The sequence below is a fragment of the Bradyrhizobium sp. 521_C7_N1_3 genome (genome assembly GCF_052075975.1).
GTDB lineage: Bacteria > Pseudomonadota > Alphaproteobacteria > Rhizobiales > Xanthobacteraceae > Bradyrhizobium > Bradyrhizobium japonicum.
This window is the reverse complement of record NZ_CP197232.1, coordinates 7,405,054-7,418,958: the sequence shown is the minus strand read 5'-3', so window position 1 is coordinate 7,418,958 and position 13,905 is coordinate 7,405,054. Positions and strand designations below refer to the sequence as shown.

12 protein-coding genes and 1 pseudogene are annotated in these 13,905 nt (G+C 64.0%); 5 read left to right on the top strand and 8 right to left on the bottom strand.

The features are described from left to right. Positions 1–482: 482 nt before the first annotated feature. Positions 483–1,592, top strand: coding sequence for a hypothetical protein (locus AB7008_RS34995; protein WP_304490739.1), 1,110 nt, complete (start codon positions 483–485; stop codon positions 1,590–1,592). Between the two features lie 178 nt (positions 1,593–1,770). Here the strand turns inward: AB7008_RS34995 and AB7008_RS34990 are convergent, their stop codons facing one another. From AB7008_RS34990 to AB7008_RS34965, 6 genes are read right to left on the bottom strand one after another with little or no spacing between them, the layout of a single operon-like run. Continuing rightward, the gene (locus AB7008_RS34990; RefSeq protein WP_304490738.1) at positions 1,771–2,256 is read right to left on the bottom strand and encodes a nucleoside deaminase; all 486 of its coding nucleotides are present in this window, start codon (positions 2,254–2,256) and stop codon (positions 1,771–1,773) included. A 13-nt stretch (positions 2,257–2,269) separates the two neighbouring features. After that, positions 2,270–3,802 carry an ABC transporter ATP-binding protein gene (locus AB7008_RS34985; protein ID WP_304490737.1) on the bottom strand — a complete coding sequence of 511 codons (1,533 nt, stop codon included), beginning with the start codon at positions 3,800–3,802 and terminating at the stop codon, positions 2,270–2,272. Then, positions 3,799–4,482, bottom strand: coding sequence for a biuret amidohydrolase (gene biuH, locus AB7008_RS34980; protein WP_248878998.1), 684 nt, complete (start codon positions 4,480–4,482; stop codon positions 3,799–3,801). Before biuH ends, AB7008_RS34985 begins: the two co-directional genes overlap by 4 nt. An 11-nt stretch (positions 4,483–4,493) precedes the next feature. Continuing rightward, positions 4,494–5,420, bottom strand: a complete 927-nt coding sequence (locus AB7008_RS34975; protein WP_014493686.1) for an ABC transporter permease — start codon at positions 5,418–5,420, stop codon at positions 4,494–4,496. Between the two features lies 1 nt (position 5,421). Beyond that, a complete protein-coding gene (locus AB7008_RS34970; RefSeq protein WP_304490736.1) occupies positions 5,422–6,534 on the bottom strand; it encodes an ABC transporter permease in 1,113 nt (370 codons plus the stop codon). Beyond that, the gene (locus tag AB7008_RS34965; protein ID WP_304490735.1) at positions 6,531–7,643 is read right to left on the bottom strand and encodes a BMP family ABC transporter substrate-binding protein; all 1,113 of its coding nucleotides are present in this window, start codon (positions 7,641–7,643) and stop codon (positions 6,531–6,533) included. The genes AB7008_RS34970 and AB7008_RS34965 overlap by 4 nt, the downstream gene beginning before the upstream one ends. Before the next feature lie 396 nt (positions 7,644–8,039). Here AB7008_RS34965 and AB7008_RS34960 point away from each other — a divergent pair, with 396 nt between their 5' ends. After that, on the top strand, positions 8,040–9,317 hold the full coding sequence (locus AB7008_RS34960; RefSeq protein WP_441260269.1) for an allantoate amidohydrolase: 1,278 nt from the start codon (positions 8,040–8,042) through the stop codon (positions 9,315–9,317). 98 nt (positions 9,318–9,415) lie between these two features. Further along, on the top strand, positions 9,416–10,795 hold the full coding sequence (locus tag AB7008_RS34955) for a hypothetical protein (protein WP_441261266.1): 1,380 nt from the start codon (positions 9,416–9,418) through the stop codon (positions 10,793–10,795). On the opposite strand, the pseudogene AB7008_RS34950 reads toward AB7008_RS34955, so the two are convergent. Continuing rightward, positions 10,792–12,110, bottom strand: a pseudogene (locus AB7008_RS34950) (dicarboxylate/amino acid:cation symporter). The gene AB7008_RS34955 and the pseudogene AB7008_RS34950 overlap by 4 nt on opposite strands. 182 nt (positions 12,111–12,292) lie before the next feature. Between AB7008_RS34950 and map the strand changes: the two are divergent. After that, positions 12,293–13,045, top strand: a complete 753-nt coding sequence (gene map / locus AB7008_RS34945) for a type I methionyl aminopeptidase (protein WP_441261265.1) — start codon at positions 12,293–12,295, stop codon at positions 13,043–13,045. Positions 13,046–13,132: 87 nt separating this feature from the next. On the opposite strand, the gene AB7008_RS34940 is transcribed toward map, so the two are convergent. Then, positions 13,133–13,354 carry a hypothetical protein gene (locus AB7008_RS34940; RefSeq protein ID WP_028152899.1) on the bottom strand — a complete coding sequence of 74 codons (222 nt, stop codon included), beginning with the start codon at positions 13,352–13,354 and terminating at the stop codon, positions 13,133–13,135. Positions 13,355–13,719: 365 nt separating this feature from the next. Here AB7008_RS34940 and AB7008_RS34935 point away from each other — a divergent pair, with 365 nt between their 5' ends. Then, complete coding sequence (locus AB7008_RS34935; RefSeq protein WP_441260268.1) at positions 13,720–13,902, top strand: hypothetical protein; 183 nt, start codon at positions 13,720–13,722, stop codon at positions 13,900–13,902. The last annotated feature ends 3 nt before the right edge of the window (positions 13,903–13,905 follow it).

The window sequence follows — 13,905 nt, the reverse complement described above, 5'->3', positions numbered from 1 at the left end:
CGCTTCGGCAGGCGGTCTGTGTCGCGAGTCGCGACCCTCGTCAGTCGATGATCGTCTCCAACCGACATTCGGGAGAGCCATTGCGGCGGCCTCCTGCGAGAGGCGCCTGTTGCAAATTTGTGACGGCTCAAACCAAATCGGAACCCGCTGTGCAGGCCTGACCTGAAGTTGAGCAAAGTCGCGCCGGCGCGCGTATGCAATTCCCGACCAGGCCAACGGTCTCTGTCGTCAATTGTGTCTGCATTCTTGCGCCGCCACAAAAGACAAATGAAATCAAACGGGGATGTTCGGCATCGCGTCACCGCACGCACGCAACAGCGAAACGGAAAAAGTCCTCGAATTCCCCCGTTGAAAGGCCGCCTCCTGCCGAAACAAGCGGCATGCCTTGAAAGAAGTTGAGGCTTCTCACTCCGGGAGATCGGCGCAAGTGTCGCACCCAAGGGGCGTTCATTTTTACGTGTCCAAACTTGGGGGTATTCAGGATGTCGTTTCGTTTCAAGGCAATCGCAGCCGCGGTGCTGTCGATTGCTACACTCGCTACCAGTGGCCTGGCTCAGGCAGCGGACCTGCCGGTCAAGGCTGCCAAGAATGCCTCGGACGTCCCGTTTTTCCTGGTGATCGACAACCGCGTCACGTTCTCCTGGATGCCTAAGGGCACTGACCCCGGCATGTGGAGCGTCAATCCGAACGGCAGCATCAACGGTACGACCGCCAAGCAGGTCTATTCGTTCACCCACTTCGACCTCTGGGCCTATGGCACCAACTTCTTCACCATCTCGATGTTCAAGTCGGGCCATAACGACCCTGCATCGCCCTGTATCGCACCTGGTCTATCTTCCTCCTTCGGTGCAGCCGACTGCGCCGGCGCGACCGAGATCTACGGCCTGTTCCGCTCGACCTTCGGCTGGAACCAGCTCTTCAACACCAAGGCCTTCACCACGGGGCCGCTGCAGAACATTTCGTTTGAAGTCGGTATGGATGGCAATTCCGAGAACACCTTCTTGGCGCCCGCGAAGCGGGACGTCGTTGCCGGTCTCCAGTTCGCCTTCGATCTTCCTTACAAGGGCTACATCAACGTCGCGCCCTTGATGTACTGGGAGTTCTCCAACCACAACGCCTTCACTCAGTGCGGCAGCGGTTTTGCTGGCCCCCTCCCGGGTGTGAGCTGTAACTCCGATGGCAATGTCAGCTACAACCCGACCTGGGCCGTCGAGATCAACTACTACATGGACCTCGGCTTCCTGCCGCCGAACATGCAGTTCTGGTCGATCAGCGGCCGCGCCGGCTGGTACGGACCGAAGGGCGACTCGAACGGCCTGCCTGCTCTGTCGGGCCCCGGCCGGTTCTCGACCGCCTCCAAAACCGAGCTGAACAGCGAGCCGATTCGCCTGACCTTCGATGCCTCGAAGGCGGTCTGGGGTGACAAGTACTCGCACTTTGTCGACCTCTGGGTCGCCTACCGCTACTGGCAGAACAAGTTCGGCCTCGACCACAACGCCATGCCCGGCGTCTGCACCGTCGCCGCGACCGGCCAGAGCACCAAGAGCTGCACCGAATCCACGGTTTACGGCGGCATCACTGTGAAGTTCTGATCGGCTGGGGTCTTCAGGTTAGGATGGCGTTGCGCAGAGATGCGCGGCGCCATCGGCGTTTGTGAGAGTTAGGGTGGGCAGAGGCGCAACGCGCCGTGCCCACCATCTCTCCGGGCGGTTGGCATTGGTGGGCACGCTTCGCTTTGCCCACCCTACGAAGACGAGTTCTTGGAGTTCGCTACTTCGTCCACACGCCGTCGTGCAGTGCTTCGGCCTCGTCCTCGAGCAGCGGTCCCACAACTTCCGTCGGCCGCTGGCCGCTGGCAAAGACCTCGCGGCAGGGCAAATCGAGCGTGGGGTTCTCCGGATGGTTGCCGGTGACGCCGCGCAGGCGATGCTCGCTGAGGCCATAGACCACGCGGCCGATGCCGGCCCAGTAGATCGCGCCGGCACACATCGCGCAGGGCTCTGCGGAAGAATAGAGCGTGGCCTTCGCCAGCACCTCGCGGTCGAGCCTACGGCAGGCCTGCGTCGCCGCGAGGCGCTCGGCATGCGCAGTGCCGTCGTGGTCGGGCATGTAGCCGTTCTCGGTCTCGACCAGCACCTTGCCATCGGCATCGACGACGACGCAGCCGAACGGATGGTTGCCATGGGTGAGCGAGCGGCGCGCGACCGTGAAGGACAGGCGGAGGAAGTGCTCGTCGCGCTCGGATCCGCCGCTCATCGCTCGTCCCTGGTCAATGCCCCGCCATATGCCGGCCGACCACGGTGAGATCGGCTTCGCTGGTTCGTGCTTCATACACGAATTCGCCGTGGAACATCACCACCAGCCGATCGGAGAGTTCGAGCAATTCGTCGAGATCCTCGCTGACGAGCAGCACGGCGGCGCCACGGTTGCGGGCGGCCATGATCTCGGCGTGGATCTGCGCCACCGCCGCGAAGTCGAGGCCGAAGCAGGGATTGGCTGCGATCAGCACCTCGACGTTGCCGCCAAGCTCGCGCGCCAGCACGGCGCGCTGGACGTTGCCGCCCGACAGCGCCGCGATCGGCGTATCGGGCGTGCGGGTCTTGATCCTGTACTGCGCGATCTTCTTCTTCGCATCGTCCCGGAAGGCGCCGCGGTTGAGCCACCAGCCGCCGCTCGCGAAGGGCGCGCGGTCGAATTCGCGGAAGGCGATGTTGTCGGCGACGCTCATGCCGCCGACGCAGGCGTTCTTGAGCGGCTCCTCGGGCAGCAGCGACATCTTGTGGCGGCGCATCTCCTCGCGGCTGGCGTGATAGGAATCGCCGGCGACGCGGACTTCCCCGCTCTCCGCCTCGCGCTGGCCGGCCAACACCTCGACCAGCTGGCGCTGGCCATTGCCGGAGACGCCGGCAATGCCCACGATCTCGCCGGCGCGGACCGTGAGTGAGACGTCGTGCACGGCGATGGCGCCTGAGTCGTCGAGCGCGCGGACTTTTGCCAATTCCAGCCGGGCCGGGCCGGCTTCGCCGGTGCGCGGCGGCTGCACGGTCAGTTCTTCGGCGCCGATCATTGTTCGCGCCATCGCATCCGGTGTGAGTTCGGAAACCTTGCCGGCACCCGCGAGCTTGCCGCGGCGCAGGATCGTGACGTCGTCGGCGAAGGCCATGACCTCGCGGAATTTGTGTGTGATCATCAGGATGGTCAGCTCGTCCTTGACGACCATGTCGCGGAGCATGCCGAGCACTTCGTCGGCCTCCGCCGGCGTCAGCACCGAGGTCGGCTCGTCCAGGATCAGGAAGCGGCGCTTCAGATAGAGCTGCTTGAGGATCTCGCATTTCTGCCGCTCCCCGGCGGAGATGTCGGAGACCTTGGCGCCGAGCGGCACCTTGAACGGCATCCGGGCCAGAAAAGCCTCGAGCTCTTTCATCTCTTTCGGCCAGTTCACCACGGCCGGCACATCGTCGCGGGCCAGCACGAGGTTTTCGGCGACCGTCATGGCCGGCACCAGGGTGAAATGCTGGTAGACCATGCCGAGGCCGAGCGCGTGGGCGTCCTTTGGATTTGCGATCGCCTGCTCGCGGCCGCCGACGAGGATGTCGCCTTCGGTCGCGTGGTAGTAACCCATGATGCATTTGACGAGCGTCGACTTGCCGGCGCCGTTCTCGCCGAGCAGCGCATGGAACGAGCCCGGCCGCACCTTCAGCTCGACATTGTCGAGCGCGAGGAAGTCGCCGAAGCGCATGGTCATGGCGATGGCGTCGACGCCGAAGGCGCCCGCTGGCGGCGGCGTGTCGCCGATGATCACGAAATCGCTCCGATGAAGGCGTCCGACGTCGAGACCGCGCCGAACACGCCGCCCTGCATCTTGATCATCTTCAGTGCATGGTCGTGATTGCTCTTGTCGGTGGCGCCGCAGCAATCGTGCAGCAGCACGCATTCGAAGCCGCGGTCGTTGGCCTCGCGCATCGTGGTGTGAACGCAGACGTCGGTCGTGATGCCCGTCAGTACGATATTCTCGATGCCGCGCACGCGCAGGATCAGCTCCAGGTCGGTGGCGCAGAACGAGCCCTTGCCGGGCTTGTCGATGATGGGCTCGCCCGGCAGGGGGCTAAGCTCCTCGATGATGTCCCAGCCGGGCTCGCCGCGCACCAGGATGCGGCCGCAGGGACCGGGATCGCCGATGCCGGCGCCGATCTGCCGCGAGCGCCAGCGCTTGTTGGGGGGAAGGTCGGAGAGATCGGGGCGATGGCCCTCGCGGGTATGGATGATGTGAAAGCCTTGGGCGCGCATCGCCGAGAGCAGCTTCTTGATCGGCTCGATCGGCGCCCGCGTCAGCGAGAGGTCGTAGCCCATCTTGTCGACATAGCCGCCGATGCCGCAGAAATCGGTCTGCATGTCGATGATGATGAGCGCGGTGTTCTCCGGGCGGAGATCGCCATTGTAGGGCCAGGCGTAGGGCTCGGACTTGATATAGCGCTCGGGCATGATTTCGCTCTCTAGCGGGTGATCGACAATTCGGCCGGGGCTCCGGTCAGCGTGCGTTTCGGCGAGCAGGTGATGATCATGATCGCCAGCGTCAGGATGTAGGGCGCGGCGTTGAAGAGGTGATAGCCGGAGGTGACCCCAACCGATTGCAGCGCAGGTCCAAGCGCCGCGGCGCCGCCGAAGGCGAGCGAGGCCCACAGGCAGAGCAGGGGATCCCAGCGCGCGAAGATCACGAGGGCCACGGCAGTGATGCCCTGTCCGGAGGACAGGCCCTCGTTCCAGCTGCCGGGATAGAACAGCGACAGGAACGAGCCGCCGATGCCGGCGAGGAAGCCGCCGACCATGGTCGCGCGCAGGCGGATCAGCAGCACGGAATGGCCCATTGCGCGCGCGGCGTCGGAGCTCTCGCCGGCGGTGCGGATCAAAAGGCCCCAGCGCGTGGTGCGGAAGGCCCAATAGAGGATCGGCGCGAGCGCGACGCCGATCAGGAACAGGACGTTGACGCGTAGCGCGGCGCGGACTTGTGGGACGTCGCTCCACCAGCCAAAATCGATCGCGGGCAAGCGCGGCGCGGTGGGCTCGATCAGCGGCTTGCCGAGATAGAAGGCAAGGCCGGTGCCGAACAGCATCAGCGCGATGCCGACCGCGATATCGTTGACGCGCGGCAGCGAGCAGATACCGGCGTGCAATGCACCCAGCAGTGCACCTGTGATGCCGGCGGCGAGCACGCCGAGCCAGGGCGAGCCCGTGAGATAGGAGATGCCGTAGGCGCTCATCGCGCCCGTCACCAGCGTGCCCTCGAGGCCGAGATTGATGCGGCCGGAGCGCTCGGTGATGCATTCGCCCAGGCTCACGAACAGGAACGGTGTGGAGACGCGGATGGCGCCGCCGAGCACGGCGAGGGGGACAGTCCAGAGGCCGATCGATCCGTCTGCCATCTCAGGATTTTCCCTTCAAAAATCCAATGCGGCCGTAAAGCGCATCGCTGGCCAGCACGAAGACGAAGATAATGCCCTGAAGCACCAGAACGGATGCGTCGGGCAATCCGAGGCGGCGCTGCAGCAGGCCGCCGCTGGCGCTGATGCCGCCGAGCAGGATCGCGACGGGAATGATCGCGAGCGGATTCTGCCGGGCGAGGAAGGCGACGAGAATGCCGGTGAAGCCGTAGCCCGCCGCAAGGTTGGCGTTGGTGCGTCCCTGCACGGCGGCGACCTCGATCATGCCGGCAAGGCCCGCGGCGCCGCCGGCGAGGAAGCAGACGGCCAGGATCAGCTTGCTGACGCCGAGACCGACGATCTTTGCGGCGCGGATGTTGCCGCCGGCGACCCGCGCGGCGAAGCCAAACACGGTGTGATAGATCAGGACGTAGGCAGCGATTGCGGCGATCAGGCCGAAGACGAGACCCCAATGCACGTCGGTGCCGGGAATGGTGCCGATCATGTTGGCGGCGCCGATCTCGCGTGTCGACGGCTTGTTGAGGCTGGCGGGATCGCGCATCAGCCCCTCAACGAGATGGTTGAGGATCGCGAGCGCGATGTAGACGAGCAGCAGGCTCGAGATGGTCTCGTTGACGCCGCGATATTGGCGCAGCGCGCCCGACAGCATGATCCACAGGCCGCCGCCGATCACGCCGCCGATGACCATGGCAATTTGGACGACGAGCGGCGGCATGCCCTGAAGCGCCAGCGCGGCGCTGGTCGCCGACAGCGCGCCGATCAGGAGCGCGCCTTCGCCGCCGATGATGACCATGCCGAGCTGTGCCGGCAGTGCGGTGCAGAGCGCGGTGAGGATCAGCGGCGCGGCACGCGTCAACGTGTTCTGCCAGGAGAACCAGGTGCCGAAAGCGCCGTAGTACATATAGAAATAGAGATCGAGCGGGTTCTTGCCGAACATCGCGACGAAGATGCCGAAGACCACGAGCGCGCCGGCCAGCGCCGCGCCCGGGATCAGGATGTATTCGATTGTCGCGCCGTGGCGCTGGAGAAAGCCGGGACCGGCGGCCGGGGCAATTGTCCCGGCCGCTTCAGTGGAATCCGCGGCTTCCGTTGTCACGAAGTCGCTCCGGTCACGCCTTCGACCAGGTAGTCCATCTTCTCCAGCTCGGGATCCTTCTGGCCGCGATCGGTGCCGGCCGCGATCACCGTCTTGCCCTTGTTGTCGACCAGCCCGCCCTTGAAGATGGCGTAGCCCTCCGCCGACAGGAATTTGGCCTTGACCTCGTCGGCGTGCTTGCGCGCTTCGGCGGAGACCGCCTCACCGTAGGGCGAGGTCTTGACGATCTCTTCCTTGAGTCCGCCACGATAGAAGTTCGGGATGCTTTCGCCGGCGGCGATCATCTTGACGAACTTCGGATAGAGCGCTTCCCAATTCCACTCGGCGCCCGTGAGATACGCCTTCGGCGCCAGCGGCGACTGGTTGGTGTGATAACCGCAGACGAAGGCGCCGCGGCGCGCCGCGTTCTCGACCATGGTCTTCGGGCCGTCGACGTGGCAGGTGAGCACGTCGACGCCCTGATCGATCAGGCTGTTGGTGGCTTCGGCCTCCTTGACCGGCATCGACCAATCGCCCGTGAAAATAACCTGGGTGGTGGCCTTGGGATTGGCGAGCCTGGCGCCGAGCGCGAACGCGTTGATGTTGCGCAGCACCTGCGGGATCGGCTTGGCGGCAACGAAGCCGAGCTTGCCGCTCTTGGAGGTGTAGCCGGCGACTATGCCCGAGATGTACTGGGCCTCGTCGATATAGCCAAAATAGCTGCCGGCGTTCTTTGGATCCTTGTCACTCCACAAGCCGCCGCAGTGCTCGAAGCGCAGCTTCGGGAACTTGGTGGCCATCTTGATCATGTGCGGGTTGTAGTAGCCGAACGAGGTCGGGAAGAGCAGGGTGGCGCCGTCGAGGTTGATCATGGACTCGATCGTCTTCTCGACCGCGTCGGTCTCCGGCACCTTCTCTTCCTCGACGACCTTCAGCCCCGGAATTTTCTTCAGTGCCGCCGCGCCCTGCGCATGCGCCTGGTTGTAGCCGTAGTCGTCGCGCGAGCCGACATAGATGAAGCCGATGGTGGTATCGGCCGCGAAGGCGGGACGGACGCCCGCTGCCGCACCGAGGGTCAGGGCCGCGCCGCCCTGCAACAAATGACGTCGTGAAATCTTGCCGAAATCCATTGCTCGCTCCCCTTGGCGGATGTCCCGCCTTAATCTCGCGGCCGCGCCGGTCTGGCGGAGCCTGGGGATAAGGTGTCGCAAGCTTCGTGCCAGAGACCATGGAGTGGTCAATGGACCTGAAGCCATTGAAAAGTATTGTGTTTACAGATTCTCAGAATCCTGCCGAGTAAGTCGGCAGATTAATTGTTGAGCAAAATATAGAAGTTGTATGCAATGGAGTTGAGCAGCCAGGCCAACTCGTTTGTGTCCATGGCGGGAGACGATCTGCCGGCAACCCGCATTCATGCTACCCACGCGCGGATCGGGACCGCGTTCGTGATTTTTGCTGGCACCGAACTTGTATCGATTGCCGCCAGGACCGCCGCTGCGGTCCCAAGAGATGGGAAGCTCGCCGAGATGGTTGCTGGTAACGCCGTTCAGAATGCATCGCTCGGCGAGGAGATCGTGCGACGGATCGACGAACTCGCCGCGATCTCGGAAGACGGCGACAGGCTCACCCGCATCTACCTCACCAACGAGCTGCGCAGCGCCGCCGATCTCATCCTGGGCTGGATGCGCGAAGCCGGCATGAGCGCGCATCTCGATGCGATCGGGAATGTCTGCGGACGCTACGAAGGCGAGCAGCCGGGGGCGCCCTGCCTGATGCTCGGCTCTCACTACGACACGGTGCGCGATGCCGGCAAATGGGACGGGCCGCTGGGCGTGATCACGGCGATCGCCTGCGTCGCCGATCTCAACCGCCGCGGCAAGCGCCTGCCGTTCGCGATCGAGGTGATCGGCTTTGCCGATGAAGAGGGGGTACGTTTCGCCTCGACGTTGCTCGGAAGCCGGGCGGTGGCCGGCACCTTCGACGAGAGCGTCCTGAACACGCGCGACCGCGACGGCGTGTCGATGCGCGATGCGCTCGTCGCGTTCGGCCTCGATCCCGATCACATCGGCGCGGCCGCGCGGGCCCGGCGCGAACTGCTCGCCTATCTCGAATTGCACATTGAGCAGGGCCCGGTGCTGGAAGCCCAGGACCTGCCCGTCGGGGTCGTCACGGCGATTGCGGGCGCGACACGGCTCGCTGCGCGGCTGACCGGCATGGCCGGTCACGCCGGCACCGTGCCGATGGCGCTGCGCCGTGATGCGCTCGCCGGCGCGGCCGAATGCATCGGCGCGATCGAGCAGTTTTGCCGCACCGACGCGGGCGGGCTGGTCGGCACCGTCGGCTATATCCAGGCGAGGCCCGGCGCGACCAATGTCATCCCGGGCGAAGTGTCGTTCACCATCGACATGCGGGCGCCGACCGACATGCATCGTAAACGCGCGGTCGCCGACGTCGTCCGGCAAATCGAGGCCATCGCCAAGCGCCGGCATTTGGCGCTTCAGCTCGACGTCACTCACGAGAACCGCACCGCGCCTTGCGCACCCTGGCTGAAGGACCAGATCGCACAGGCGATCGCTGCCGAAGGTGCGTCGGTGTTCGAGCTGCCGAGCGGGGCAGGGCACGATGGCATGGCGATGATCGATATCGCCGATGTCGGCATGATCTTCGTCCGCTGCCGCGGCGGCATCAGCCACCACCCGGACGAGCACGTCGAGCTCGCCGATGCCGACGCCGGCGCGCGCGTGCTGCTGCGGGTGATCGAGAATTTCAGGCCGCAGGAGGGCCGTGCCGGCGCCAACTGTTAGCCCGAAGCCCGCAAGTCACCGGGTAGAGATACGAATCAGTCATGTTTAAAATGGTGGCCGCCATCACGGGGGCACGAGACATCAGCCGATTGACGCATATGAACAGCGACATCTCTTTTCCATCACAGCGTGAGAACCGGTTCTACCAGGGGATGGCTGCGACCTTCGTCGCCAACGCGCTTCAGGCGGTCAATTTTCTCGGTGATCGCTTCCTGAGACAATCGCATCATGCGTTGTCGGACATCGAGGATCTCTACCGGCACTCGATGGACAGTGCCTTTTCGGTGACCGAGGCCTTCCTCGTCACGGGAGCGCCGCACGCCTCCGCCTATTACCCGCGCGACTTCGCCTGGTTTTACCCCGACGTTCTCGACCCTGAAACCATCATGGATGCGCAGGACGCGGTGCGCCGGGCTCGCCTGCTCGAAAAGAGCGTTCGCCTCCTGCTGGAGGCGGTTCGCGCCGACGTGGTCACGACGACCATCGTCCCTGCGGGACGCGGGCGGTACCTCGGCGTGAATTATTTCTCGCGGCCCTCTGACACGCTGCTCGGCATTCTCGCCGGTCTCCAGCAGATGACAGGTGCCGACGAGAGAGCGTCTTCCTATCTGGCGATGTCGCAATGCGCACATGCCGGCCGCCTGTTGCTGGCCGAGTATGGCGCAGACCTGAAGCGAGCGATCCTGAAGCTTGCAAGCGAGCTTGAGCCGTTCGACGCTGACGGCGCCAGGTATTTGCTGTGCGATGCCGGCGGACCTCGCTCTGCGGCAACGGATACGCGGGCCGAGCGCAGGCGCTTCGTCACCAACGCCTGCGTCTACACGACGTTCGTGTGGGGCGTGCAGCTCGGGATCGTCGACGAGAACGAACTGAAGCGGCTGCTCGGTCGCGACCTTGCGCAGTACAAGCGAGATCTGCTCCGTTTGTTCGGCAAGGACGGCTATATCAGGCATTCGCTTGACGGCCCGGCGGGCGCGCCGGTGTCCTTGGTGGCCCTGGATTTCGTCAGCGTGCATCGCGGCTTCTGGAACATGAACGATGCCAGCGAGCGGGCGCTGTTTGCGGCTACGACGGATCTGATCATCGCTGAGCCGCGATTTCGCATCCCCAGTACGTTCCACTTCCTGGTGTCCGCGGATAATCCACGGAACAAGATGATCCACAAGATCGCGGCGCCGGCCTATCAGGGGCGTTCGTCGTGGCCGACATTCAATGTCGAATTCGCGGATCGGATGCTGGATTTCGATGAAGCCTCAGGGAGCGATACCTATCGGGCTTGCGCGCAGGGGATATTGAAGGACATTCGGACCGCGACCGAGGTTCATGGCGGCTATCAGGAGCTGATCTCGGAGCAGGGCCTGAAGTATCGCACCTGGGCGTATAAAGGCGCCGTGGCGCACTCCTGGTTTCCGCGCTTCCTGTCGGTCTGGAGGAGGGCGTATGGAGCGCCACTCCTCCAGTGGGATGACGGGCGCTAACCCGCGGTCACGTCGACCAGCTCGCCGCCCTCCAGCACCTTGGCCGCCTTGGCGCGGTCGAGATCGCCTTCCCAGGCGGCGACCACGACAGTCGCCACGCAATTGCCGACGAGGTTGCCGAGCGCGCGGGCCATGCCGATAAACCAATCGACCGAAACACCAGCACGAGGCCGATCGCAGGAATGCTCGGCACCGCGTTGAGCGTCGCGGCCAGGATCACGATCGCCGAGCCCGGCACGCCGTGCGCGCCTTTCGACGTGATCAGCGAGACGCCGAGCACCAGCAGGAGGTCGCCGAAGGACAGCGGCGTGTTGGTCGCCTGCGCGATGAAGACGACGGCGAGCGTCAGGTAGATCGAGAAAGCGTCGAGGTTGAAGGAATAGCCGGTCGGGATGACGAGGCCAACCACGGAATCCTTCACGCCCATCCGCTCCAGTTTCTTCATGATCTGCGGCAGCACGGCATCGGAGGACGCGGTTGCGAGCACGATGGTCAACTCTTCGCGCAAGTAAGCGAGGAATTTGAGGATGTTGATTCCGGCGAGTGCCATCACGCCGCCGAGCACGCCCAGCACGAAGATGCCGACCGAGACATAGAACAGCATCACCAGCGAGACGAGCTGCTTCAGTGAGCCGACGCCGTATTTGCCGACGGTATAGGCGACCGCGCCGAGCACGCCGAGCGGCGCGACCCGCACGATCAGCCCCATGACCCGAAACAGCACGGTGGAGGCCGCGTCGATGATCGACGTGACCAGCGCGCCCTTCTCGCCGCCGACGAGCGCAAGGCCGACACCGAACAGGACCGCGAAGAACAGCACCTGGAGCACGTCGTTGCGCGACAGCGCATCGAACGAGGTGCTGGGGATCACGTTCATCAGGAAGGCGCCGATGCCGCCGCCGGACAGCTTGTGGGCGTTGTCGGCATAGGTGTTGAGCGCCTTGGCGTCGAGCGTCGAGGGATCGATGTTCATGCCGTGGCCGGGACCGAAGAGATAGGCGAGCAGCAGGCCGACCACGAGCGCGACCGTTGTCATGGCCTCGAAATAGACCAGCGCCTTGACGCCGACCCGGCCGACCTTCTTGAGGTCACCGGCGCCGGCAATGCCGTGCACGACGACGCAGAACACGATCGGGGCCACGATCATCGAGATCAGCTTCAGGAAGGCATCGCTGAGGATCTTGAGCCCGATCGCGAAGTCCGGAACGGCCATCCCCAGGATGACGCCAAGCACCAGCGCGGCGAGGACCTGGACGAACAGCGAGGTGTAGAGCGGCTTCGGCTCGGCGGTAGGTGCCGCGGTAATGGTCGACATGGTGGGCTCCCCCGGTTTGACGCGTCTTGGACGTCAAAAAGGAGCAACAACCGTGCCAGATTGTCGCGGCTTGGTCCTGGAAGTCATCTAGGGCGCCGCATAATCCGGGATTCTTGCGCGCGCTCTTCCGTTTGCAAGTCGGCATCGCAACAGCTATGTCCCGGCTTTCGCAAGAGCCTGATATGACAATCTCGAATGAGAACGATCTGATCTGCCTGAAAGAGGTCGGGCGTATCGTCGCCAATGCCCTTGAGGCGATGGGGAAGGCCCTCGAGCCCGGCATGACCACCGCCGAACTCGACCGGATCGGACGAGAGGTCCTTGAGGCCGCTGGAGCGCGTTCGGCGCCGGAACTGGCCTATGCCTTTCCTGGCGCAACCTGCATCAGCGTGAACGAAGAGATCGCTCATGGTATCCCAGGTGCCCGGCGGATCGAGCGTGGCGACCTCGTCAACATCGACGTCTCGGCCGAGAAGGGCGGCTTCTTTGCCGATACGGGCGCCTCGTTCGCCGTTCCGCCCGTGACCCGTTCGATCGAGCGTCTTTGCAGGGATGGTCGGCGGGCGATGTGGACGGGCCTGCGGCAGGTCGGAGCCGGCAAGCCGATTGCCGGCATCGGTCAGGCCATCGGGACGTTTGCGCGGAAAAACGGCTACAGGCTCGTCAAGAACCTGGCCAGTCACGGTGTCGGCTTGTCGCTCCACGAGGAGCCGACGGAGATCGCGACATGGCCCGATCGCTCCGAGCGCCGCATCATGAGCGATGGGCTGGTCTTCACCGTCGAGCCGTTCCTGTCGCTTGGCTCGGAGTGGGCCGAGAACGGTGATGACGATCCATGGACGCTCTACAGCAGCCCCGAGGCGCCTACCGTTCAGTACGAGCACACGGTCGTCGCAACCCGAAATGGACCTTTGATCGTTACGCTGGCGGATTGAGGTCGTCCCCGCGACGCGCTGTCAGCGGGAACGCAAAGGATTATTCTTCAGGCGATCATGCAGAGCCGTTGCGCGCGGACAGTCTCGTCACGCCACGAGATCCAGTAGCCGGCACGATCCGCGTACCAGCACCTTGCGTCCGGTTGGCGTCATCGAAGGTACGCCGTCATTGACAACAACGAGACCGAGCTTGACGAGACCTTCGACGAGATAGGCCTTCGAGAGGCGACCATTCGACACGGGGTTGCGAAGCGCTTTCAGCGCTTCCCATTGGTCCGGCGAAAGATCGAAGTCGATGTCGTTGCTCATGTTGCCTCAAGCGATAGTCCAAGTTCGCGGGCCCCTGTTAGCGGCCGCGCATGAACACCATGCGACGACAATGAGTCGGGAATTCGGTAAGCTGTTTAGAACCTCTCTTCACGAATTGCCGCACTTCATTGCGCCACAACAGTTAAGATCGTTTGCGCACGAAAATCGTCCTGAGCTCCGATCACTAATTGATGATGTGCGCTTGATCGTGCGGCGAGAGTTACCGCAGTGCACGGGAAGCATCACTGTCCCATTGCGCGTCGCGATATGCACAGAAATCGTGAAGCGAGGGCGATTGGACTCTGACTGGACTCAGCTACATTGATTCGTAGGGAATTGGCTTCACACGACAGGAGTGTGAGTGCATGAACAGGCTGGTGGAAATTCGCAGTCAGGAATTCCTTTGCCGAGAGCGCGCCGCGCTGGATTCGGAGCGACGGGTGTTCTGGCTCGCGCAAGCCCGGGAATGGGAGCAGCGCGCGCTCGACGAAATTGCGCATCACTTTCGGGAGTGCAACCCCGTCCAGGCCGAGCTGACTGCCGCCTGACGC

What these genes read in the sequence shown, in the direction of transcription:
- AB7008_RS34975 (WP_014493686.1), bottom strand. Translation starts at nt 5,420, where the DNA reads ATGGCAGACGGATCGATCGGCCTCTGGACTGTCCCCCTCGCCGTGCTC.
- map (WP_441261265.1), top strand. Translation starts at nt 12,293, where the DNA reads ATGACAATCTCGAATGAGAACGATCTGATCTGCCTGAAAGAGGTCGGG.
- AB7008_RS34965 (WP_304490735.1), bottom strand. Translation starts at nt 7,643, where the DNA reads ATGGATTTCGGCAAGATTTCACGACGTCATTTGTTGCAGGGCGGCGCG.
- biuH (WP_248878998.1), bottom strand. Translation starts at nt 4,482, where the DNA reads ATGCCCGAGCGCTATATCAAGTCCGAGCCCTACGCCTGGCCCTACAAT.
- AB7008_RS34940 (WP_028152899.1), bottom strand. Translation starts at nt 13,354, where the DNA reads ATGAGCAACGACATCGACTTCGATCTTTCGCCGGACCAATGGGAAGCG.
- AB7008_RS34995 (WP_304490739.1), top strand. Translation starts at nt 483, where the DNA reads ATGTCGTTTCGTTTCAAGGCAATCGCAGCCGCGGTGCTGTCGATTGCT.
- AB7008_RS34990 (WP_304490738.1), bottom strand. Translation starts at nt 2,256, where the DNA reads ATGAGCGGCGGATCCGAGCGCGACGAGCACTTCCTCCGCCTGTCCTTC.
- AB7008_RS34955 (WP_441261266.1), top strand. Translation starts at nt 9,416, where the DNA reads ATGAACAGCGACATCTCTTTTCCATCACAGCGTGAGAACCGGTTCTAC.
- AB7008_RS34960 (WP_441260269.1), top strand. Translation starts at nt 8,040, where the DNA reads ATGGTTGCTGGTAACGCCGTTCAGAATGCATCGCTCGGCGAGGAGATC.
- AB7008_RS34935 (WP_441260268.1), top strand. Translation starts at nt 13,720, where the DNA reads ATGAACAGGCTGGTGGAAATTCGCAGTCAGGAATTCCTTTGCCGAGAG.